Raw genomic sequence first — 23,203 nt, forward strand, 5'->3', positions numbered from 1 at the left:
GTCGCCGCCCAAAAATTCATCTCGTCGCCTCTTCGGGTAGGCGAGAGGCTTCTTTTTGATTCAGCTAAACTTTCAAGAGATGAGGCAGCAGGTGAGTGGAGGAAGTTGCGGAAGGCAGGGGAGATTTTTCCCCAAAATTCTTTAATTTTGCAAAAGAGAATTGTGCAGGAGAGAATTTTGAATTGATTTTTCCCCAGTTCCCAACCCGCAAACAGAAGTTTTTTACCAAAGCGATCGCACAATCACTGCCAAATGTAACAGTTTGCAACGTATAATGAGAACGACAAAACGATGAAGAAATATTGAAGAATAGTAGGTTTAAATGCGAGTAGCGATCGCGGGCGCTGGTCTAGCAGGACTTTCCTGCGCGAAATATCTCACGGACGCAGGTCACACTCCCATTGTCTTAGAGCGTCGGGACGTATTGGGTGGCCTAGTAGCGGCGTGGCAAGACTCTGACGGCGACTGGTATGAAACTGGGTTACACGCCTTTTTTGGGGCATACCCAAATATGCTCCAGTTGCTCAAAGAGTTGGGCATTGAGGACAGACTCCAGTGGAAAGAGCATACACTGATTTTTAATCAACCAGAGAAACCAGGAACATATTCACGATTTGATGTTCCAGATATTCCTGCTCCTTTCAACATCATTGCGTCGATTCTTCGCAATAACGATATGTTGACCTGGGAGCAGAAAATCCGCTTCGCCGTCGGCCTCTTTCCAGCAGTGGTCAGAGGTCAGAAGTATGTCGAAGAAATGGACAAGTACAGCTTCTTAGAGTGGTTAGAAAGGCAAGGTGTAGGTGAGCGCGTCACCAGTGACGTGTTTATCGCAGCTTGTAAAGCACTAACCTTTATCAATCCTGATGAAGTGTCATCAACCATTCTTTTAACTGCCTTAAATCGCTTTTTGCAAGAAAGGTATGGTTCAAAGATTGCCTTTTTGGATGGTTCGCCCACAGAAAGACTCTGCCAACCCATCGTAGATTACATCACAGAACGAGGTGGAGAAGTCAGGCTCAACGCCCCCCTCAAAGAAATTTTGCTGAACCCGGATGGTACAGTAAAAGGGTTCTTGCTGCGTGGGTTAAATGGAGAGCCAGATGAAGTGTTAACAGCAGACTGTTACGTGTCCGCTATGTCAGTAGACCCGTTAAAAGTCATGTTGCCCGAACCTTGGAAGCAAATGGAGTATTTCCAAAAGCTAGAAGGATTGGAAGGTGTACCAGTTATTAACCTGCATCTATGGTTTGATCGGAAATTAACAGACATTGATCATCTGTTATTTTCGCGATCGCCCCTCCTCAGCGTTTATGCTGATATGAGTAATACCTGCCGTGGATATGCTGACCCCAATCGCTCCATGCTGGAATTAGTTCTCGCACCTGCCAAAGATTGGATTAGCAAATCTGACGAGGAAATCGTGGCAGCAACTATGACTGAATTGGAAAAACTCTTTCCTGATCACTTTGGCGGAGAAAATCCCGCCAAATTGCTGAAATCTCATGTCGTAAAAACGCCGCGTTCAGTTTACACAGCGACTCCTGGTCGTCAAAAGTATCGTCCTGATCAAAAAACTCCCATAACCAACTTCTTTCTGTCTGGGAGTTACACCATGCAACGCTATTTAGGCAGTATGGAAGGGGCTGTACTTTCTGGTAAGCTAACAGCGCAGGCCATCTGCGAATCTCTGCCAATGGCAAATGCCTCAAACCTGCAAACGCTAACCCGACCGCCTGCAACGAATGCTGCAACTGCCTGATTCCCCCCCGCGCATGAAAACGCTGGTCTCCGTAGATGAGTCCTATAAACTTTGTCGGCAACTCACCGCCAAGTATGCCAAAACTTTTTACTTGGGTACTTTGTTGATGAGTCCGGCAAAACGCCAAGCCATCTGGGCAATTTATGCTTGGTGTCGCCGTACAGATGAATTAGTAGACGGCCCCGCAGCTGCCATTACTACACCAGAAACCCTAGACCGATGGGAACAGCATCTGGAATCACTTTTTGCGGGTCGTCCCCAAGAAAACTATGACGTAGCTTTGGTAGATACACTCCAACGCTTTCCCCTAGACATTCAGCCCTTTCGGGATATGATCGCCGGGCAGCGTATGGACTTATACCGTAGTCGCTATGAAACCTTTGAGGAGTTATACCTCTACTGTTATCGTGTTGCTGGCACAGTTGGCTTGATGTCAACATCTGTCATGGAAATAGACACCAATGCCAACACAGCACCGTGGCAACAGCATAAACCACCATATATTCCCACAGAAGAAGCGATCGCCCTCGGCATTGCCAATCAACTCACAAACATTCTGCGAGATGTGGGAGAAGATGCCCGACGCGGACGCATCTACATTCCTTTAGAAGACTTGGCACGGTTTAACTACAGCGAACAAGACTTTTTTAACGGTGTCGTAGATGAACGTTGGCGGGCATTGATGCGCTTCCAAATTGACAGAGCGAGGCAATTCTACATCAAAGCCGAAAAGGGTATTACTTATCTTGCACCTGATGCTCGCTGGCCAGTGTGGGCAGCATCCATGCTGTACGGACAGATATTAGATGCAATTGAACGCAATGATTACAACGTTTTTGATCAACGTGCCTTTGTCCCCCAATGGCAAAAGTTACGCACCCTGCCCATAGCTTGGATGCGATCGCAAGTGCTATAAATGTTAGTCAATAGTCCAAAGTCAATAGTCCATAGGCACAAACTAATGACTACTGACTACTGACTACTGACTAAATCATCATTGCCTGTTGACACTGGAAAAAAGAACTGCTAACATAAGTATTTGTAACCGTGGAGAGGTGGCTGAGTGGTCGAAAGCGGCAGATTGCTAATCTGTTGATGGACTCGTAAGACCCATCCGAGGGTTCGAATCCCTCCCTCTCCGTTTTCCAGAACGGAGTTAAAACCAAAACTCTGTATTGTAAAAAAATATTAATGTAAATGTATTTTCCTCTACATCCAAAGGTAGATGTTATTATTTAACCTTTGGAGTCTTGATTAGATCGAGCTAGCCTAGAAATCTAGTTTCAATCTCACTTTCAAGCTCCCACATATCGGAGGAGTGAAAGTCACCATGCCCAGAATTAGTGCTGCCCTTGCCCTGAGTTTGACTACTATAGCAACTGGGTTTTTTATGGCAGCTTGTACCACAACCAACACTACTGATAATACAGCAAGCAATCCCACAGCCACCCCAGCCACCAACACCACAGCTAGTAGTGGCGCAGGATTAAAGATAGGCTCTCTACTGCCAACCACAGGTGATTTAGCATCCATCGGACAACAAATGGCTCCAGCTGTTCCCTTATTAGTGGAAACAGTCAACGCTTGCGGTGGAGTGAATGGTCAACCTGTTACCCTAGTGGCTGTAGACGACCAAACAGATCCCAGAGCCGGTGCAGCCGGGATGACTAAATTAGCAAATATCGATAAAGTTGCGGGTGTCGTTGGTTCGTTTGCTAGCAGCGTTTCTACGGCTGCTGTCTCCATTGCTGCCCAAAATAAAGTCATGCTGATTTCACCAGGTAGCACCAGTCCCGTATTTACCGAAAAAGCCCAAAAAGGTGATTTCAATGGATTTTGGGCGCGTACAGTTCCCCCTGATAGCTACCAAGGCCCAGCCCTAGCCGAACTTGCCCATAAAAAAGGTTATAAACGTGTTTCTACCGTAGTGATTAATAATGACTACGGAGTTGGTTTTGAAAAAGCATTCGTGCAAGCTTTTGAGAAATTAGGCGGTACTGTAGTTAATAAAAATAATCCTGTACGTTACGACCCCAAAGCGACTACCTTTGAAACTGAAGCCACAGCTGCATTTGCAGGTAAACCAGATGCAGTCTTGGGTGTATTCTATGTAGAAACAGGTAGTCTACTATTAAAGTCAGCATATCAACAAGGCCTGAGTCAAGGTGTACAGGTGATGCTGACAGACGGGATGAAATCAGACGAATTTCCCGCCCAAGTTGGTAAAACCACTGATGGTAAATATATTGTCTCTGGAGTCATTGGTACAGTACCCGGTTCTGATGGTAAAGCGTTAGAAACTTTTAGCAAACTGTGGCAATCTAAAAAAGGTGGTTCACCTGGAGAATTTGCGCCTCAAGCTTGGGATGCGGCGGCGTTGTTAGTATTAGCAGCACAAGCCGCTAAAGAAAACACAGGAGTTGGTATTGCTAATAAAATTCGGGAAGTATCGAATGCACCAGGTGTAGAAGTGACTGATGTCTGTGAGGGATTAAAGTTACTCAAAGAAGGACAAGATATTAACTACCAAGGTGCTAGCGGTAACGTCGATGTTGACGCTAACGGCGATGTTGTCGGTGTCTATGATGTGTGGACAGTTCAAGACGATGGCAAGCTGAAAGTCATTGACAAAGTTACGCCTAAGCAGTGAGAAAGGCGAATAAATAGACCACTTCGTAGAGACGTTTCATGCAACGTCTCTACAATGTCAATTAGAAGCCAGAGAAATTGTAACCAACGCCTAATAATAGACCGACATCGGTTTCATCAAAAAATCCAGCATTGATAGCTGCTGTAGCGGTGAATTGACGATTTAGGGGAACATCAACACCACCGGATACTAAAAAGGCGGCTTGGGAATCATCACCTGTTTTAATAGCTGCACCAACTCCTACATAGGGTGCGATCGCAAGTGGTTCATCAAAAGGATCTACCTGTCTAAACCTAAAATCATAAGTCACAGGAATCGCAATTGTAGTATTATCTCCCAATATTGCTGATGGTCTAACCGATAAAGCATTGCTTAACCCAATTTTGCTAATCACTGCAAAATTGCCATCACTTAAAGAAGAGTCACCACCGCCTACACCAATGTTACCTGCAACACCGATGTAGCTGCTGCCACCACGAGTAGTCCCACCTATATTAATATCTGCTTGTGCCACTCTGGTATTAGTTACTTGAGTTGCCGACTGTGTAGACTCTGGAGAAACAAGAGTATTTGATGAAGTGGCTACTGTTCCGGGGATGGGTACAACTGTACGACTAGCAATTTCTGGGGTAGTATAGCTAGGGAACTGCTGTAATGCAGTCGCATTTTCAGAGATAGAGTTGAGGGTTGTTTCACTGGCAAAAGAGAAGTTTTGGTTTTCAGCCTCTAGTTCAGCACTTGATGATTCTGTAGACATTGCATTGCTAGCAGCATCAACTGTAGGTACTGTTTGAGCATGAGCAGACAACCCACCACCCACAACAGCAACAGCCGCTAAACCGGACAACCAAGAGAAACCTTTACGAACCAAAATAGTATTCACATTCACTCCTAACAAACTGTCGCCCAACAAATAAATCAATTAACGTGGGTCTAATCCCACAAAATTTGTCTTTTTGAGGCAATATCCAAACTTTAACACCATAAAATCCCTTATTACATCCTTACATGGACGTAAAAAGTAGATATTAATTTAGGCTGATTTTGACGGATGAGGGATGAGGGAGCAGGGGAGGCAGGGGAGGCAGGGGAGAGAAACTAATGACTAATGACTAATGACTAATGACTAATGACTATTAACTTTAGAGACTGCTAACTGCTTGTGCGACTAATCCAGAAATAAATGGTAGAATTTCACGATTTTGAGCGTGGGCTTTGCCTTCAGTGAATACTACTAACAAATAAGGGCGTTGATTTGGTAGCTCGATATAGGCTGCATCATGACGAACTTGACTTGTCCAACCAGCCTTTGACCAAATTTGGGCATCTTGAGTCAGTCCACCACCTAAAAAGCCTGTGACTTGATCTTCTTCTACATTTTGGGGTAAATCATCGGGGTTGAGACTGCGTTGCAACATATTCATCATCTGTTGCGATCGCACACTGGAAACCGCTACACCTCCCACAATACTATGTAACAACCGAGCATTAGCATTAGTAGTCAGCATATTGCGATTTTCAAACATCTCACCATAAAACGCCCTCTCTCGTCCATAAGGGCCATCACCCCAAGTTTTTTGGCAGACATTAATAGTTTCCATCTCCTCCCACCCTAAAGACTGGTAATAGCGATTAATAAAATGACGCTGTTGCTTCCAAGTTTCAAAGGGGCCTGATGGTAACTCTGGGCCTGATGTTGTGCCTGTCAAAATATCTACGACTAAACTGGTAGCATCATTGCTAGAATCAACAATCATATCGCGTAAAGCACGCTCCAATTCCTGGGAGGTTTGGATCATGGCTTTTTCGATCCATTCGTGGGCTGCTACCAAATAAAATAGTTTAACTACACTTGCGGGGTAAATACGTTCTCCACCACGATAATCAAAACCACGCACCGGATGATGCCAAAACGCATCAGGCGTTAACGCACCACCAGTATTCACCGGAATTGGTGGATCATAAACAATCCAAGTCAACGCCACTTGGTTACGGGCTAAGTCGGGAAATGCTGACCAAGTAGCTTCTAAAATACCATTACCGAGATTTTCTAATTGTTCGTCTTGTTTAAAAAAAACCATTAGCTATTCACCTTCAAGAATGCTTTTTAATTCCAAATCCCAAATCCTCAATCTAGAATTGGCAGAATACCAATGTCTAGCTGATTTAAACTTATATGATTCTCCCGAATGTAACCGTCTGGCAACTCAGGCCGCAGTTGGGCGACATTTGCGGATAACATCAAATCAGCAAGGTACAGCAGTTGAGGTGTATTTATGTGAAGATGACTATCCAGGGTGGGTATGTTTTGATGATTTGAGTTTGTTACAACCTGCTACTGTACTTTATCAGGCTCAGTCAGTCTCGGAAGCAGAAATTAAACAACTGCTACCAGAAGCGATCGCTTTTACTCAAAAAGCTATGCAACAGTCTAATTATTACCTCTGGGGCGGCACTGTAGGGCCAAATTATGATTGTTCTGGTTTAATGCAAGCAGCTTTTGCTTCTGTGGGAATTTGGCTACCTAGAGATGCCTATCAACAAGAAGCTTTCACCCAACCCGTTGCTATTGCTGACTTAGTACCGGGGGATTTAGTGTTTTTTGGTACTCATTCCAAAGCGACTCATGTCGGTTTATACTTAGGAAATGGTCATTATATCCATAGTTCTGGGACAGAAATAGGACGCAATGGTATTGGTATTGATATCCTCTCGGAACAAGGGGATAAGGTAAGTCAGTCATACTACCAGCTATTGCGAGGGGTTGGGCGAGTGGCGAAAAGTTACATACCAATGAGGGATGGTTGACTAATGACTAATGACTAATGACTAATGACTAATAACTAATCAACAATATTGAGTTTTGAATTGCTTATGAGGAGTGGGTTAATTTCCGATAGGATATCAGGAGAAGATGGGGCGATCGCTGCTATTGTCCCAGATGTATCGGTAGTGGTGCCGGTGCGTGATGAAGTGGAAAGTTTGCCTTTGTTATTGGAGGCGATCGCATCTACTTTAACAGCTAGTCAGTTAAGCTATGAAATCATCTGTGTAGATGATGGTTCTACTGACGGTTCTGCTGCTTTGCTCAAAGAACAAGCACAAATTCGCCCTGATTTAAAAGCGGTAATTCTGCGGCGTAATTACGGTCAAACTGCGGCAATGGCGGCTGGTTTTAAGTATGCTGTTGGTAAAGCCATTGTAACATTAGATGCAGACCTACAAAACGACCCGGCTGATATCCCCCTGTTGTTAGCCAAGCTAGAGGAAGGTTATGACTTGGTGAGTGGTTGGCGGCAAAATCGTCAAGATGGGGCAATAAATCGGCTACTTCCTTCTAAAATCGCTAATTGGCTGATTCGTCGTACTACTAGCGTCTACATTCATGATTATGGCTGTTCCCTCAAAGCCTATCGTGCGGAACTGGTGGCAGATATGAATCTCTACGGCGAACTACACCGCTTTTTACCCGCACTGGCTTACATTGAAGGGGCGAGAATTACAGAAATCCCTGTACGCCATCATGCCCGTCGGTTTGGTCGCAGTAAATACGGTATATCTCGTACCTTCCGCGTACTGATGGATTTACTGACCATTTTGTTTATGAAGAAGTTCCTTACCCGCCCCATGCACGTATTTGGTTTATTGGGGTTGAGTTCTATAGTGGTGGGGACTGGTATAGGATTTTACTTAACATTCCTGAAATTGGTTTTAGGTCAGATGATTGGTAATCGCCCTCTGTTAATCTTGGGGGTACTGTTGCTAGTAACCGGAGTACAACTATTTTGCTTCGGTCTGTTGGCGGAGTTACTCATGCGTACCTACCACGAATCCCAAGGACGACCAATATACCGTGTTAGGGAAGTAGTGGCAAAAAAAAGTTAAGTAGCGTAACAATAATTAATAAAGAATCTGGGAGTCAGAATACTGAATTCTGACTCTTGCATTCTCAATAAATACACTTAGCATTAATTTGCATCTGCCTTGAAAGCTTTTCATACTTTTGACGCAAGTCTCCGACGTAACCTACTGATTTTATTTACAGCAGGTTTATTATTCTGGTCTAGTCTGTCTATGTTCTTGCCTACTCTACCCGTCTACATTCAGACAGTAGGGGCTAGCAAGCAAGAAATTGGCATAGTCATGGGTGGTTTTGCCATTGGATTATTGCTATTTCGCCCGATATTGGGACGGTTAGCCGATGAATATGGGCGCAAACTATTGTTATTGATTGGTACAACCGTAGGTGTTTTAGCACCTTTTGGCTATTTGGCATTTACATCAATTCCTATGCTGATGTTGGTGCGAGTCTTTCATGGTATTAGCCTTGCGGCTTTTACTACGGGCTACATTGCCTTAGTAGCAGATTTAGCACCTGTAGCTATACGTGGCGAAATTATCGGTTATATGAGTTTAACTACTCCCATTGGTTTGGCAATAGGGCCAGTTTTGGGGGGATATTTGGCAGCTACTACTGGCTACCCGACTCTATTTTTATTATCCGCAGGTTTGGCTTTTATTGGGGTGGTGTGTGCGGCACAAGTGATTAATCCACCCACACAGACAAGGGTGCAAACTGTGGGTAATGATCGTAAATTTTGGCAAATTTTGATCAGTCCACGGGTGAGAGTACCAGCTTTAGTCTTGTTAATGGTGGGTATCTCTGTTGGTGCTGTTCATGTGTTTGTGTCGCTGTTTATTCAATCAACACAGGTAAATTTTAATGCTGGATTGTTTTTTACGATCGCAGCTATGGCTAGTTTTATTTTCCGATTATTTGCTGGTAGGGCAAGCGATCGCTTTGGGCGTGGTTTGTTTATCACCTTTGGCATCGCTGCTTATACCTTAGCCTCCTTTTTCCTCTGGCAAGCTAATAGTACCTATGTGTTTATTTTGGCTGCTTTAGCTGAAGGCTGTGGTGGTGGTACAGTGATGTCAATGATTACCACAATGATGGCAGACCGTTCCTTACCGCATGAACGTGGACGGATTTTTGCGATTTGTATCGCTGGGTTTGACTTGGGAATTGCGATCGCTCCGCCCGTTTTAGGCTTTGTGGCTGAAACAGTAGGCTACAATCAGATGTTTGCCTATACCGCCATCTTAACTTTCATCGGGTTACTCATCTTTCTCACCTTCTCCAGCAAAAACCTATCCACCTCCCTGCGTTTTGCTGTCGGGCGTGCGGAAGATGCCTATTCAGTGAATAATATTAATTAAGCAAAACAAAAGGCAACAGGTAAATTACTGTTGCCTTTTGCTTAGTCTAACGGGCGAGGAGGGATTCGAACCCCCGACACCGTGGTCCGTAGCCACGTGCTCTAGTCCACTGAGCTACACGCCCTTACAAGAATTATATATTAACAAGTTTTTCAGGAAGATGCAAGACCTATTTCCAAAAAATTCTGCAAATCTCTCTCACCTCGACAGTCAGGGACAAGCACAGATGGTAGATGTGTCAGCTAAAGCCCCCACCGTTAGGGAAGCCGTAGCGGTTGGACAGGTGCGGATGCTACCAGAAACTTTAGCCGCTATTCAAGCTGGAAACACCCCTAAAGGCGATGTTTTAGCCACGGCGAGGATAGCTGGAATTATGGCAGCTAAACAGACATCTAATTTAATTCCTCTATGTCATCCTCTACCATTGCAAAAAGTCGCTGTTGAGATTACACCTGATCTCGAATTACCTGGTTATCAAATTCAGGCGACAGTCAAAACTAAAGCTGAAACTGGTGTAGAAATGGAAGCTTTAACTGCCGTTTCTGTGGCAGCTTTGACTTTATACGATATGGCTAAAGCTTTAGAAAAGTCGATACAAATCTCATCAATTCGATTGATTAGTAAGACTGGGGGAAAATCAGGAAATTATCTTAATTCTGATTGATTAATAGCGTTTTCTGTATAAGGTGGCATGCCATATAGCTCGTAGAGACGTTATATGTAACGTTTCTACAGTTCAGAATCAAGGACATTTAGGGAACACCAAACAATAAATTATCTGATATCTTGCACTATTCTCAATAAACGTAGGGTGGGCAATGGCCACAACGTAAAAATCTATCTTTTGAGCGAATTTTTACCATTGCCCACCATCCTGCAATCGCAATAACGCAAGTGGTGCAAGATGTAAGTTATCCACATCGACTGTTAGTAGGGTGCGTCAGTATGAATATTTTCTTGGTATAGCTAGGGTTTCTCGTACTGACGCACCCTAAACTTTGGATATTTTTTATCTGGAAGTCCCTTATGGCTACGCCACACCAGTTACATCAACCAACGACATCAGAAAACTTTAACATAACAATAGTAATGTGACTGACTACTAACCGAATATTAACGCCATGTCTCCTTTTAATATTGATGTGCTAGAAGCTGGGCGTGTGTATAAATCTACAGGCGCAATTCCTAGCAATATGCTGCGTCCAACAGTTTATCGTGCTTGGGAAAGATCACACCTGCAAGGGGCTAACCCTTGCGCTTTACAAGCTGAAACATTATCTAGCATAGAGACAGAGCGTTTAGTAGAGCAACATAGTTATTTAATTGATGCAGTTCGCCCCTATTTCCGCATTTTATCGCAAGCAGCAGGAAATGAGCGTCATGCAGTTATGTTAGGCGATCGCCAAGCGATTTTACTAGATGTCATCGGTGACGAGCAAACCATACACGGATCAGAACCTTTCCCTCAACCCGGTTCCCTGTTGTCAGAAGCTGTAGCTGGTGCTAATGGTATCGGTACATCCCTAGCAGAAGCAGATTATATCGAAATTGTCGCCGCCGAGCATTTTATTGAAGGGTTTCATCCTTTTACTTGTCAAGGAATTCCCCTCCGTAATGAAAAACAAGAAGTCATCGGCGTGTTGAGCATATCATCACTCCAACAAGATGCAGGAAAACGCTTAAAAGAGATATTACTCTGCGCGTCTCGTGCTATTGAAGCAGAATTTGTGATTGCTAACTTAGAAAGAGATATACACCTTGTGTTAACATCAAGTCCCGAAGATTATCAACGATTAGATGAACTGCGTCAGGATTTGATCCAAGCAAATCAAGCTGGTCGTTTAAAACTTGAAGTTAGCTCGCGGATGTTAGCCAAAAATAGCATAGAACACGCTAAAAAATTGCTGCAACAGGCTGAACAATCCATTAAAATATTTCGTCATCGCGCTAAAATTTGGCATAATTTAGCATCATCAGAGACGGGTACACCCGAACCTCTGTCACTCACTGATAGTATTCAGGATCTGGTAGATATATTATCGACAGAGGCAGCTATTCGGAAAATTGAAGTAATAACTGAATGGCAAGAACCAGTTACAGTAGTTGCTGAACCTAGAAGTTTTTTCCACCGCTTATTACGTTATTTTTTGCAAGCTTTTGAAATTGCAACTCAAGGGGGAACAGTCAAAATAGGCGTTTATAGTATGCTAAATTCTGATATAGCCCAAGTAAGTTTTACACCACTTCCGGGCTTAAATGCTGATAAATGCCCACCAAAACCACACATTGTTAATTTTACCAAAACAAGCATTAATAATGAACCAGTCAAACTTAAGAAAACGGAAAGTGCTGATAGCAGATGATGACGATGATAGCAGAATTATGCTGGCTTTTATACTAGAGGAAGAAGGTTGGCAGGTTCAGGAAGCCAGCAATGGCAAAGAAACTATAGAAAAGTTAATTGAGGTACAACCCGACTTATTAATTTTAGACAATAGAATGCCAGAATTCACAGGAGTGGAAGTTTATCAACACCTAAAATCACAAGGTTTTGATATGCCAATTGTATTCACAACAGCCTACGGTTCTTTACAGGAACTAGCTTGCAAATTGGATATTACTTATTTTGTCTCTAAACCATACGACATTCCCAAGTTAATGCAAACTATAGAGTCTGCTTATCAAGCATCCCTTCGTTGACACTGCTAGGTTTCATTGCCAAGGAGGTTGTCCGTGTCAACTGTTACAGGACGCAAATATATAGCTAACTGTTTACTGTGTTAGCGTTCTTGTTCAGCATTCACAAATACCTTAAAATTATCAGGTATGTTGAAATATGTAATAAAAATTTATGCCTCCTCGTTGGCCTCGTAAACCTGATCGTAATGATCCTGAATTCCGCAAATTAGACGATCGCATGAATTTTGCAGTTCATGTCGCTGTTGCAGCTACAATTAACTCTGGCTTGTGGTTCTTCCATAACCTGACAGCAGCTAATTGGCAATGGTTGCCCTTAGTAACGGCTGGTTGGGTCGTAGTATTATTGGTGCATCTGATTTATATTAGTGCGATCGCTAACTACTCAGCCACACCGCCTAAATCTACCTGAAGATGTATCACTGAAGCTAGGGCAATTGTAACCTGTGGTTGTGATGCGTGCCTCATTAATTGCGCGATAATGTTAATTAGTCTGAGACTTTGCGCTCTTTTTTGATATAGGGTGATTTTTATGCCTAAGACTAACACTACAGAATTACTAGAAGCCCTAGCAGCCGAAATCGGCGAAAATGTTTATATAGACATTGCTAAATGGCATCTGTATTTATCTGACGCTAAACTACATACTGTTGTTGCTGAACAGTTATATCCCTTAATTACTTCTAAAACAGTCAATGAAGACCGAGTGATGGAAGTATTGGCATCTATACCCGTTAAAATTGGCGGTGGCAGACGAGAATTGCCTTTAATTGATTTACTACCACTGCAATGTCAAGTTAATTTGGTAGATATCTTAGAGAAATATCAACGCGAGATATAATTATAGGTGTAGGTAGGCAGTTATTGACATACAGCAAACATTTCTCCATAGGCTGAAAAAATATAGACATGGAGATTTGTTTGCCTGAATTGAGCTAGTCGAATTTATAAAATTTAACAACAATTCAATAATTATAGATACATACACACAATGTTTTGGATGTGTTTGGATGCGTAGGTTAGTTTCACTGCAAGTACAACACCCTATCAACACTCAATTTTGATATTGATTTTTTGGAGGTAGTGATATGTTTTTACAAATTAAAAATAGTCAAGATTTAGTAAAAATTCTGGATATTCAAGAACTAATCGACCCCAATCTTGATATTGTTCATGCTCAAGACCAAGAAGGTCAAGAAGAACAAGATCCCGACGAATTTAAAAAAGAAAATCTTGTTTTTCCTTCTGGAGAAAGTCTACCACGTTGTTGGCTAGATGCGAACTATAGAATGGCTAAAGCTTCTTAATTATCATTGTCAAAGCTTTAGGGGAGCGAGAGAGAATTTTTTCCCTCGTTTTTCCCCTACTCAAGACTTAGAAGCTGTTTGAAAAGTATTGTTATTCAAGCCAAATTCTCTCAAACATAACCCTCCTACCCCCCTACCCTGGAAGGGAAGGGGGGTTTCAAAGCCTCCCTCCTTACTTTCTCAACCTCCTCTTAAGACTCAGCACTTAATTGAGTTTCAGGCTTGGAAGAAATTACTTTACTAATCCAAACTGTGAAAATGTGAGATAGCACACCTAAAGGGCCAGCAAATAAACATAGTATTAAAGAGTGAATTGTCCAAATACCAGTTTTTTGACCTTCCCAATATATAAACCTACCAACAAATAAATCCATTACTAAAAAATGAATCCAACCAGTCGCCGCAGCTTTTTCATCAGCAAAAAATCGCGCAATATCAGCTAATTGAGGATTAGATAAAGCTTGGGCATTTTCTGGCGTGATGCTGGTAATAAATAAATATAAATATGCACCAGCTAAAGGCACATAAAGCAGGTATGATTCCATAACTCGCTTTGTGACTTTCCAGTTGGGCAGAATAATCATTAATGCCCAAAAAGGTAAAACAAAAAGATTCGCAACATTGAATAATTGTGTGATGTCCATATTAAAAAATAAATGACAATAAATTACAAAGCTACCAATTGTGATTCTATCTCTGTTGAATTCAAATCACGACCGATGAAAACCAAGCGGGTTTGTCTAGTTTCTGTGGGTAGCCAAGGACGATCATAAAATTTCTCAAATCGATTTCCTACCCCTTGCATTACTAACCGCATGGCTTTATTTGGTACTGCTACAAAACCTTTAATGCGATAAATTTCTTGTTGATTTACTAATGCTTCAAGCTGCTTTTGCAGTTTTTCTGGCTCAAAGGCACGGTCTAAAATTAAATGAGTTGAATTGATTTCGTCATCGTGGTCGTGGTCTTCTTCTGTGTCATGATGACTAGGACGACTATCTAAATTATCTTCAACGGCAGCTTGCCATCCTAATAGTATAGATGGGTCGAGTTGACCGCGATCGCTCTCCACTATTTTCACAACTCGTGGTAACTCTTGCTTGACTAATTGCTCGACTTGTGATTTCTTGTCTGCATCGACTAAATCAGTTTTGCTTAATACTACCAAATCTGCACAGGCTAATTGGTCTTCAAACAATTCTTGCAAAGGTGTTTCATGTTCTAGACTATCATCAGCTTGTCGTTGGACGGCGATCGCTTCTAAATCACTGGCAAACGTCCCGGCGGCGACAGCTGCACAATCTACCACCGTTACCACTGCATCCACTGTAGCGGCGTTGCGGATTTCTTGCCAGCGAAATGCTTTCACCAGGGGTTTAGGTAACGCTAACCCAGAGGTTTCAATCACAATGCAGTCAATACTATCTCGCCGTTTGATTAACTCCTGCATTGTTGGGTAAAACTCTTCCTGCACAGTGCAGCACAGACAGCCATTAGTTAATTCAAAAATATTCTTTCCATTTTCTTCATCTTCTGGGCAAATTTGACAGGATTTCAACAACTCGCCATCTATACCAAGTTCGCCAAATTCGTTGACTAACACCGCAATGCGGCGGCCTTGGTTATTTTGCAGTAGGTGGCGAATTAGGCTAGTTTTTCCACTACCTAAAAAGCCTGTGATGACGGTGACGGGAATTTTTGTGGCCATTCGTGGAAGTTAGGACTGGGTGTTGATATTCTGCACTTTGACGAAATTTTTTATCGTCTAGTGTTTAGACACATTTTTTAATATATCTGACTTATTGTTCTTATGGTCGGTAGGAGAGGTGTTTGCAGGTGGGATTTTTAAACGCAGAGGGGCGCGGAGGGAAACGCAGAGGAGCGCGGAGGGTTTTGGTGTATTTTTTGTTTTTTAGTTAGTCGGTTGTTATTTTCCTGTTTCCTGTTGAAAATGAAGAGGGTTCATGGTTGGACTAAGTGTTATTGGGGAACAGTACATGGTTAGAATGCTGAAAAAACTGCGTCGCCAAGAGTCTACTAAATTACATCGGGATGAGTTCTATCATCACCCTGGAACTGTACCGGGAACTATCATTATTGATATAGATGCGCCACCACCAACGATTTTATTGATTGACTACAACCAAACTAATTTTATTCGTCAACAGGTAGCTACGCCAGAAGATTGTATTTCTTATCTTGATACGGAGTCGGTGTCTTGGGTTGATGTTCAGGGTTTAGGTAATCAGGATATTTTAGAACGGGTGGGGCGGTTGTTTGATTTATCTCCTCTGGTGTTGGAGGATGTTGTCAATGTCTCGGAGCGTCCTAAATTTGAGGATTATGATAACCAATTGCTATTTATTGCGCGGATGGTTGTACCTAAACCCAGAACCTATGGTTTTTATAATGAACAAGTCAGTTTAATTTTAGGAAAACACTACTTGCTAACTGTGCAAGAAGAACCAGAACATGATTGTTTTGAGGGGGTGAGGGTAAGAATTGAAAAACGGCGAGGAAGTATTCGCCGAAAGGGGGCTGATTATTTAGCTTATGCTCTTTTAGATGCGATTATTGACGGTTTCTTCCCGGTTTTGGAAGTTTACGGTGAACAACTGGAGGAATTAGAGGAAGAGGTAATTGTCAACCCGACGCGCCAAACTCTACAGAAAATTTATCAACTGCGGCGAGAATTACTGCAACTACGTCGCGCTATCTGGCCGCAACGGGATGCGATTAATTCTTTAATACGCGATCGCAGTGAATTAATTAGTGAAGATGTACAAATCTATCTCCGAGACTGTTATGACCATGCTGTGCAAGTGATGGACATGGTGGAAACTTACCGCGAGTTAGCATCTGGGTTGATGGATGTCTACCTCTCCGCCGTCAGTAACAAAATGAATGAAGTGATGAAGCTACTGACGGTAGTTTCGTCCATCTTTATTCCCCTCACTTTTATTGCAGGTATCTATGGCATGAATTTCAACCCGGAAAAATCGCCCTATAATATGCCTGAACTCAATTGGTATTGGGGTTATCCGTTTTCTCTGGCAGTAATGGCGTTAATTGCTTTTGGTTTACTATTTTTATTTTGGCGACGGGGTTGGTTAGAAAATTCTACAACAATTAAACGTGATTAAATATTAAGTTGGGATGAGTCGTATAGAGCAACTTTTTATCGGGAGTCTGGACGCTAAGTTATGACTAGAAGTGGCGACCAAAATTTAATTGTATTGACAGTTTATATTATCGGTGTTTCTTACGTGTTTAATCGCATGGTTGAATCCATCGATGACCGGATTAAATATGAGTTAAAAAAGGCAGTTGTCGATGAACAACTCAAAGAGCAAAATTTGTCAGATAAGATTTCTATTTCTTTTAAACTCAGTGCTTCCAGCCCATTAGACGACCTCAAAGAACTCTCAATGAGTATTGAGAATAAATCTGAGAATCTGGCCATCTATGTAGACTGGGATAATAGCTCTTTAATCCTCAACAACAAATCATGTCGCGTCATCAGAAAATCACCAGACTTAACCCGCGACTTAGCTATCCCCCAAAGTCCTAGCTTGATTGTTCCTAAGAAGACACTCACAGAAACAATCACCGCCGAAGATTTATTTCAACGCGATAAAGAAACTGGTGTTTACACAGTGCAGAAACCGTTAATTAGTATCGGTGGGTTGAAAAATGGCGGCGCAGGCCAGAAAAAGTTGTATAACGACTTTATGAACAGAGGTAAAGAATTAGAATTTTCACTACAACTGGTACTCAGGTTATCAGAAATCCGCGCCGGTCTCGCCCCTGGTGCAGAATATCCTCCCATCTGCATTATCAACTTTCCCTTCACCGTCAGAAAATTACCGTGGACTTATGCCTTACCTTGGAATAAAAAGAAATAATCAAAACACACAGATGATATCATCGGGGATTACACTGGAATTAGGGAGAGAGTAGGCGTAGGCGGTTGCAGATCAGTCAACACTGGTTTGAGGAAAGTCCGGACTCCCTAAAGACCAGACTTGCTGGATAACGTCCAGTGCGAGCGATCGTGAGGATAGTGCCACAGAAAAATACCGCCAGGATTGGGGACTAGGGACTGGGGACTGGGGACTGGGTAAGAAATTTCCTAATCCCCCATCCCCGATCCCCAATCCCTAACCCTGGTAAGGGTGCAAAGGTGCGGTAAGAGCGCACCAGCAACGTCGAGAGGCGTTGGCTCGGTAAACCCCGGTCGGGAGCAAGGCCGCAGGAACTACGGTTGGTCTTTTACCAGTTCCGCTAAACAAGAGCCGCTAGAGGCGTTTGGTAACAAACGTCCCAGATAGATAACCGCCCTCATGTAGAGCAATCTACATCGAGAACAGAACCCGGCTTACTACCAACTCTCTCCTCTTTTAGTCATTAGTCATTAGCCATTAGTCCATAGTCCATAGTCCATAGCAACGACTATACACTGTTGATTCATGACTAATCACATCTTGCCCTAAGCCCGAATGACTGAAAGTCGCAGTTATCAAAGAAGTATGCCTACACGGACTCATGAAAAACTAAGATTTCGCCCTCCATCTGCTAGGTTTTACTCCTGTTACTGCGAATTTAAGTGTTACGTGCTTCATGATGTGAATATAAACCAATGACTAATGACTAATAACTAATGACTAACGACTAATGACTAATAACTAATGAGCCTTGTTTATCCCCGTCGTCAGCGTCAGCTTGAAAGTTTAATCAGAAAGTTAGGTCTACCGACTACTGCGCCAATTAAGTGGCCATTGCTAGACTTAGCTTTGACTCATCCTACAGTTTCCGATTCAGCCAATTATGAACAATTAGAGTTTGTTGGTGATGCAGTGGTACGATTAGCTGCTGCTGTGGTGTTGTGGGAAACTTATCCCGATTGTCAAGTGGGGGATTTTGCGGCTATTCGCTCGGTGTTGGTGAGCGATCGCATCCTCGCCCAATTAGCTAGAGAATATGGTTTAGAGTTACATCTATTAGTCGCTGGTAGTGCCACCAGTGATAAAGTTGGTCAAGAATCACGCCTAGCTGATGCTTTTGAAGCGGTTTTAGGTGCGCTTTACCTTAGCACTGGAAATTTAGAACTCATCCGTCCTTGGTTAGACCCCCATTTTCGCCAGCTAGCCGCAGAAATTCGCCTTGACCCCGCTAGACTAAACTACAAAGCTGCTTTACAAGAATGGACACAAGCCCAGTTTAAAATTTTACCAGAATATCGAGTTGTAGAAATCAATCAAGCAAACCGCACTCAAGAGCGTTTCATGGCTGAAGTTTGGCTACACGAGAAAAAACTAGGCGAAGGTAAAGGACGCTCGATCAAAGCTGCCGAACAAGCCGCCGCTAAAGTAGCATTTTTAGCAGTAAATCCCCAGGAAGATACTGTTGAGGAAGCAAGAGAGGCTAAGGGATAAAGGAGACAGGGGAGTAGAGGTGTAGGGGTGTAAGGGTGTAGGGAAGGCAGGGGGAGAAAAACTAATGACTAATAACTAATGACTAATGACTAATAACTAATGATTAACATTGCAATTATTGGGGTTGGGCGTTGGGGAGTGCATCTACTAAGAAATTTTTTAGCAATACCTCAAGTCACTGTCGTGGTGGTAGTAGATCCGCACGCAGAAAGGTTGGCAGTAGTCAAACAGCAATTTAACTTAGATGAAAATGTCTTATTAACAACACAGTGGAGTGATATACGACACATATCAGGATTGACAGCAGTGGCGATCGCCACCCCCGCTACTACCCACTATACTTTAGTGAAAGACGCTCTAAATTGGGGCTATCACGTTTTAGCAGAAAAACCTTTAACTCTCAACCCAGTAGAATGTCAAGAACTTTGCCAATTGGCACAATTGAAACAATTGATACTGATGGTTGACCACACCTATTTATTTCATCCAGCCGTTGAAAAAGGACAGGCTGTAGTACAAGCAGGTAAATTAGGTGAATTGCGTTATGGCTATGCAGCACGTACCCATTTAGGCCCAGTTCGCCAAGATGTTGATGCACTCTGGGATTTAGCCATTCATGACATCGCTATCTTTAACCACTGGTTAGGTCAAGTCCCCATCAGCGTACAAGCAACGGGTAGGGTGTGGCTACAAACTGAAGGAAGTGGAGAAACCAACAATTCTCTCTCAAATTTAGCTGATTTAGTTTGGGTAACACTCACATACCCTGATGGTTTTCAAGCATATATTCATCTGTGCTGGTTGAATCCTGATAAACAGCGCAGACTAGCAGTAGTAGGTAGTCTTGGGACTTTAATTTTTGATGAGATGTCATCTTCATCACCCTTGACGCTATTACATGGAGAATTTGAACGTCAGGGAAATCTGTTTTTACCCATAAATCAAAGTCAAGAGATACTGGAATTAGAAACCGGAGAACCTTTAAAACGAGTTTGTCAAAGCTTTCTAACTTGTATCCTCCAGAATACACCTTCAAACATCTCATCTAGCCGGGTGGGTACGGAGTTAGTCAAAATTCTCTCTGCACTCACCGCATCATTAAATCAGGGCGGTAAATCTGTTTCTTTAAATTAAATACTTAGTTAAATAAAAAACTCGTAGGGTGCGTTAGGCGCAAGCCGTAACGCATCGCTAATTAATAACCATTTTGCGGCAATTCAGGGGACTTAATAATTGCTGAATTATTAAATACTTGCTCATTCTTAAGTGTTTCCTCTGAGGAATTCTCTTGATTCACTCGATTATTGTTTTGAGGAAGTGCTTGTTTTTTGACATTCTCGGCGGCTTGTTGCAACAACGGTTCTAATTTATCTCGCCAGTATTGAATATTCGGTAACTTTTCCGGCTGGTTTTTGTAGTCTAAAACTTTATCCCATTGACCATCGTCTATCGCCTGGTTGATATCTTTAAATAATGCGTCTGCTTTCTCCCAATCTTGCTGCCATTGGTTAATCATTGCTGCTGTTTCTCGAATACCAGCCGAGGCATTGGCAGGAATCGATCTGAGTGTAGTGATCGCCCCTATTAAATCACCGGAATCATACTTTTGTCTGGCTTTGGCGACCATCTCGGTGTTACTTTCCTCAGACTGCGCTGGCGTGGAACTTGGAGAAACTTTTGGTACTGATGAGGGGGTAATAGTCACCTGGTCAAATTTGCGCTGGGGTTGGGGAACAGGTCTAGCAGCAATCAATGTACTATCATCTACGGTCTTCATCGCAATGCCTTTATCACGCAAGCAAGAAGACCATTCCTGATTGTTAACAATTACATCTGAGTGCGCCCAAGCTAAACGACTAAAATTGAGTTTGATTTCCACCCAACCGCGTTTTGTGCGTGTACCAGTCACCTCAAATTTACTATTCTCACCAATAGTTTTTAAGACATTATCAGAATTAATAGCACTAGGTTCAGAACGGATATTAGAATTACCCGCCACCACGGCTAGGCATTTATTAGCAGCAGTCAAATCATTACCTAAGAAATTACCAGCAAAGTTTTTCACCTGGGGGTAAAAATTTCCTACCAAAGCAGCCGCACTACCCGCCAATAACACCCCAATTAAAAAAGGCCAGGGGTCAGATTTTTCCGAATCTTGGCGAGAAGGTTTAACTTTAGCGGGGTTGGCTGGTGCAACTGCTACAGTTTGCTGTCGAGATAACTGAGAAGCTGGTGTGGTTGCTTGATAGCGGTGACTATTCAGAGATTTTTTTTCTGTAGAAGACACAGATACAGCTACAGGATTAACCACATTTTGACAAGCTTGCAACGCTTCCGTTGCTGTTTGATAACGGTCTTTGAAGTGATAACGCACCATCTTAGTTAACACTTCTGCTAGGCGATAGTTAACGTCTACCAAATGCTGCCACAGGATTTCACCTGTATTTGGGTCTTCTTGTAGTTCGGCTGCTGGTAGTCCTGTTAAAGCTTGGATGACAATAATACCCAAAGAATAAATATCACTATTGGGGCGGGGTTTACCCTGTCCTTGTTCTGTGGGCATATAGCCAGGAGTACCAATAGCAACAGTAGCAGTGGGTTGTCCGCCAACAGTTACCAGTGGTGAACGCAATTGCTTAACTGCACCAAAGTCTACTAAAACTAATTTCTTATCTGAAGCGCGTCTAATGATATTATCTGGCTTAATATCGCGGTGAATCACCCCTTGCTGGTGAACAAACTCTAATACAGTCAAAACTTCCTGCAATAGTTGAATAACTTGGCTTTCACTCCAACGCTTACCAGGAATAAGTTCTTCTGTTAGGGTGTGTCCTTCAATATATTCTTGAACTAAATAAAATTCTTGATTTTCATCAAAATAAGCCAATAGTCTGGGTATCTGGTCATGATTACCCAGCTTTTCCAAAGTTTCCGCTTCACTGTTAAACAGACGTTTGGCAGTTTCAAAAACTCTTTGGTCAGAACTAGCGGGCTTAAGGTGCTTGACAACGCAGTAAGGGTTACCTGGTCGGCGGGTATCTTGGGCTATGTAGGTTTGACCAAATCCTCCTGTAGCGAGGACTCTCAGGACTTGGTAACGATGATCTAGTAACTTGCCTATCATAATTCCCTCCCCACAGTTATCACCTAGATTTTCCCGATAGTAATAAATATCTCCACCTTTTTGGCAGTGAAATCCGCTATCTTGATAAAAGATTTGAACTTAATACGCAATTATTTTAATAAACACAGACTGTAAATTTTTCTTTTAGTGCCTTTGTGAATTACCAATGCCACCAAGAATAACAGACCAAGTTACATGGCAGCAGGCTGAACTTCTCATGCAGCCTACTTTCATTCGCGTTGTTGATAATATTCGCAAGCAGTTAGATGAATCAGCTTGGAAAGGAATCTATAAAGATGTGCTGATTTGGCCTGCTAACACCACTGATGAGACAAAAGCTTTGGTTACTCAGTTATTGCAAGAAATGGAAACTGCAACTTCAGAACAGGCAGATACAATCAGAGAAACCCTTGCTAGTTTGCCAATGCCTCATCCAGGATATCACTTATGTTTGCAACGTCAAGACCAAGAAATCAGTATTGATTTGTGGGAACTATGTTATCAAGTATGTTTTATTAATTACAGCCCAGAAAGAGAAAATGTTGATATTGATACAACCTTAATTGATGACTTTGGTGAAGTTGACTGGCAGCACTTGGAAGTCAAGACCAAAGAGTTAGTTAGAAAAGTCTTTGCAAATCTACCTGAGTAAGAATTTCTTGAGAAGAAAATTCTGGAACTGGAAAAAACATAAAACCCACTTAAATCAGTTAAACCGTGATTGGGCGATCACTCGTTACAAACCCCGGTAACGTCGGCTAAGTTCAGCATGACCAACATAACCAAGCTCCCTGCAACCAAGACCTAAGTCAAAAACCGAGCAACTAAATTGAAGCTAGTTAAATGAATGCGACAAGGGAAAGTTGAAGTGCTGTCATCCTTATATACTCTGCTTGGTAAACTGTTGCCTGCCCTTTGAACTTGTCAAAGAAAAAAAAATTTTCCTTTACCCCTTGACGAAGCCAAAAATCCTCGCTATTCTAGATAAGTGTCGAGGCGAGAGAGCCG

Annotated in this window: 23 protein-coding genes, 2 tRNA genes and 1 other RNA gene; 20 read left to right on the forward strand and 6 right to left on the reverse strand. The window is 42.5% G+C overall.

All coding sequences use genetic code 11. The features are described 5' to 3' along the window. The 5 genes from A3775_RS25000 to A3775_RS08650 all read left to right on the forward strand — a co-directional run. A partial coding sequence (locus tag A3775_RS25000) for a hypothetical protein (RefSeq protein ID WP_231866972.1) occupies window positions 1-186 on the forward strand: 186 nt, incomplete at its 5' end. 136 nt (window positions 187-322) lie between these two features. Then, complete coding sequence (gene pds, locus A3775_RS08635; protein WP_066376258.1) at window positions 323-1,762, forward strand: 15-cis-phytoene desaturase; 1,440 nt, start codon at window positions 323-325, stop codon at window positions 1,760-1,762. Then, window positions 1,746-2,678: a 15-cis-phytoene synthase CrtB gene (gene crtB, locus A3775_RS08640; protein WP_066376261.1), complete on the forward strand. Its 933-nt coding sequence runs from the start codon at window positions 1,746-1,748 to the stop codon at window positions 2,676-2,678. Before pds ends, crtB begins: the two co-directional genes overlap by 17 nt. A gap of 133 nt (window positions 2,679-2,811) precedes the next feature. Further along, window positions 2,812-2,903 (forward strand) — tRNA-Ser (locus A3775_RS08645). Window positions 2,904-3,092: 189 nt separating this feature from the next. Then, a complete protein-coding gene (locus A3775_RS08650) occupies window positions 3,093-4,412 on the forward strand; it encodes an ABC transporter substrate-binding protein (RefSeq protein ID WP_066376262.1) in 1,320 nt (439 codons plus the stop codon). A 61-nt stretch (window positions 4,413-4,473) separates the two neighbouring features. On the opposite strand, the gene A3775_RS08655 is transcribed toward A3775_RS08650, so the two are convergent. Beyond that, a complete protein-coding gene (locus tag A3775_RS08655) occupies window positions 4,474-5,295 on the reverse strand; it encodes a hypothetical protein (RefSeq protein ID WP_066376301.1) in 822 nt (273 codons plus the stop codon). A gap of 259 nt (window positions 5,296-5,554) precedes the next feature. Then, complete coding sequence (locus A3775_RS08660) at window positions 5,555-6,493, reverse strand: serine hydrolase (protein ID WP_066376263.1); 939 nt, start codon at window positions 6,491-6,493, stop codon at window positions 5,555-5,557. A gap of 19 nt (window positions 6,494-6,512) precedes the next feature. On the opposite strand from A3775_RS08660, the gene A3775_RS08665 reads away from it, so the two are divergent. The 3 genes from A3775_RS08665 (at window position 6,513) to A3775_RS08675 (ending at window position 9,632) form a co-directional block, all read left to right on the forward strand. Then, window positions 6,513-7,220, forward strand: a complete 708-nt coding sequence (locus A3775_RS08665; protein ID WP_066376265.1) for a C40 family peptidase — start codon at window positions 6,513-6,515, stop codon at window positions 7,218-7,220. 66 nt (window positions 7,221-7,286) lie between these two features. Then, window positions 7,287-8,297 (forward strand): glycosyltransferase family 2 protein, encoded by a 1,011-nt coding sequence (locus A3775_RS08670; RefSeq protein ID WP_066376268.1) that lies wholly within the window; start codon window positions 7,287-7,289, stop codon window positions 8,295-8,297. Between the two features lie 99 nt (window positions 8,298-8,396). After that, complete coding sequence (locus tag A3775_RS08675; protein WP_066376270.1) at window positions 8,397-9,632, forward strand: MFS transporter; 1,236 nt, start codon at window positions 8,397-8,399, stop codon at window positions 9,630-9,632. Window positions 9,633-9,682: 50 nt separating this feature from the next. Here A3775_RS08675 and A3775_RS08680 read toward each other — a convergent pair. Continuing rightward, a tRNA-Arg gene (locus A3775_RS08680) sits at window positions 9,683-9,756 on the reverse strand. A 36-nt stretch (window positions 9,757-9,792) separates the two neighbouring features. Here A3775_RS08680 and moaC point away from each other — a divergent pair. The 6 genes from moaC to A3775_RS08710 all read left to right on the forward strand — a co-directional run bounded on the left by moaC (window position 9,793) and on the right by A3775_RS08710 (window position 13,636). Continuing rightward, the gene (gene moaC / locus A3775_RS08685; protein ID WP_066376272.1) at window positions 9,793-10,296 is read left to right on the forward strand and encodes a cyclic pyranopterin monophosphate synthase MoaC; all 504 of its coding nucleotides are present in this window, start codon (window positions 9,793-9,795) and stop codon (window positions 10,294-10,296) included. Window positions 10,297-10,753: 457 nt separating this feature from the next. Then, entirely contained in the window at window positions 10,754-11,995 is a 1,242-nt protein-coding gene (locus A3775_RS08690; RefSeq protein WP_066376274.1) for a sigma-54-dependent Fis family transcriptional regulator, read from the forward strand. Beyond that, window positions 11,979-12,332, forward strand: a complete 354-nt coding sequence (locus A3775_RS08695; RefSeq protein ID WP_339373681.1) for a response regulator — start codon at window positions 11,979-11,981, stop codon at window positions 12,330-12,332. Before A3775_RS08690 ends, A3775_RS08695 begins: the two co-directional genes overlap by 17 nt. Before the next feature lie 151 nt (window positions 12,333-12,483). After that, on the forward strand, window positions 12,484-12,741 hold the full coding sequence (locus A3775_RS08700) for a hypothetical protein (protein WP_066376284.1): 258 nt from the start codon (window positions 12,484-12,486) through the stop codon (window positions 12,739-12,741). A 120-nt stretch (window positions 12,742-12,861) separates the two neighbouring features. Further along, the gene (locus tag A3775_RS08705; RefSeq protein WP_066424575.1) at window positions 12,862-13,170 is read left to right on the forward strand and encodes a DUF3181 family protein; all 309 of its coding nucleotides are present in this window, start codon (window positions 12,862-12,864) and stop codon (window positions 13,168-13,170) included. A gap of 247 nt (window positions 13,171-13,417) precedes the next feature. After that, entirely contained in the window at window positions 13,418-13,636 is a 219-nt protein-coding gene (locus tag A3775_RS08710; protein ID WP_015137880.1) for a hypothetical protein, read from the forward strand. Window positions 13,637-13,827: 191 nt separating this feature from the next. Here A3775_RS08710 and A3775_RS08715 read toward each other — a convergent pair whose 3' ends face one another. Both A3775_RS08715 and cobW read right to left on the reverse strand, forming a co-directional pair. Beyond that, window positions 13,828-14,280 carry an ABA4-like family protein gene (locus tag A3775_RS08715; RefSeq protein WP_066424577.1) on the reverse strand — a complete coding sequence of 151 codons (453 nt, stop codon included), beginning with the start codon at window positions 14,278-14,280 and terminating at the stop codon, window positions 13,828-13,830. Between the two features lie 23 nt (window positions 14,281-14,303). Further along, a complete protein-coding gene (cobW, locus tag A3775_RS08720; protein WP_066376291.1) occupies window positions 14,304-15,344 on the reverse strand; it encodes a cobalamin biosynthesis protein CobW in 1,041 nt (346 codons plus the stop codon). Window positions 15,345-15,642: 298 nt separating this feature from the next. On the opposite strand from cobW, the gene corA reads away from it, so the two are divergent. The 5 genes from corA to A3775_RS08745 all read left to right on the forward strand — a co-directional run bounded on the left by corA (window position 15,643) and on the right by A3775_RS08745 (window position 20,205). After that, window positions 15,643-16,779, forward strand: coding sequence for a magnesium/cobalt transporter CorA (gene corA, locus A3775_RS08725; protein ID WP_066376303.1), 1,137 nt, complete (start codon window positions 15,643-15,645; stop codon window positions 16,777-16,779). 60 nt (window positions 16,780-16,839) lie between these two features. Then, window positions 16,840-17,541 (forward strand): hypothetical protein, encoded by a 702-nt coding sequence (locus A3775_RS08730; protein ID WP_066376293.1) that lies wholly within the window; start codon window positions 16,840-16,842, stop codon window positions 17,539-17,541. 47 nt (window positions 17,542-17,588) lie between these two features. Beyond that, an RNA gene (gene rnpB, locus A3775_RS08735) (RNase P RNA component class A) lies at window positions 17,589-18,033 on the forward strand. 291 nt (window positions 18,034-18,324) lie between these two features. Further along, on the forward strand, window positions 18,325-19,071 hold the full coding sequence (rnc, locus tag A3775_RS08740; RefSeq protein WP_066376295.1) for a ribonuclease III: 747 nt from the start codon (window positions 18,325-18,327) through the stop codon (window positions 19,069-19,071). A 99-nt stretch (window positions 19,072-19,170) separates the two neighbouring features. After that, window positions 19,171-20,205, forward strand: coding sequence for a Gfo/Idh/MocA family protein (locus A3775_RS08745; protein WP_197480113.1), 1,035 nt, complete (start codon window positions 19,171-19,173; stop codon window positions 20,203-20,205). 61 nt (window positions 20,206-20,266) lie between these two features. Here A3775_RS08745 and A3775_RS08750 read toward each other — a convergent pair whose 3' ends face one another. Next, window positions 20,267-22,195: a serine/threonine protein kinase gene (locus A3775_RS08750; RefSeq protein WP_066376297.1), complete on the reverse strand. Its 1,929-nt coding sequence runs from the start codon at window positions 22,193-22,195 to the stop codon at window positions 20,267-20,269. Between the two features lie 166 nt (window positions 22,196-22,361). Here A3775_RS08750 and A3775_RS08755 point away from each other — a divergent pair, with 166 nt between their 5' ends. Beyond that, window positions 22,362-22,847 carry a hypothetical protein gene (locus A3775_RS08755; protein WP_066424578.1) on the forward strand — a complete coding sequence of 162 codons (486 nt, stop codon included), beginning with the start codon at window positions 22,362-22,364 and terminating at the stop codon, window positions 22,845-22,847. The last annotated feature ends 356 nt before the right edge of the window (window positions 22,848-23,203 follow it).

The organism is Anabaena sp. 4-3, from assembly GCF_001597745.1.
GTDB lineage: Bacteria > Cyanobacteriota > Cyanobacteriia > Cyanobacteriales > Nostocaceae > Trichormus.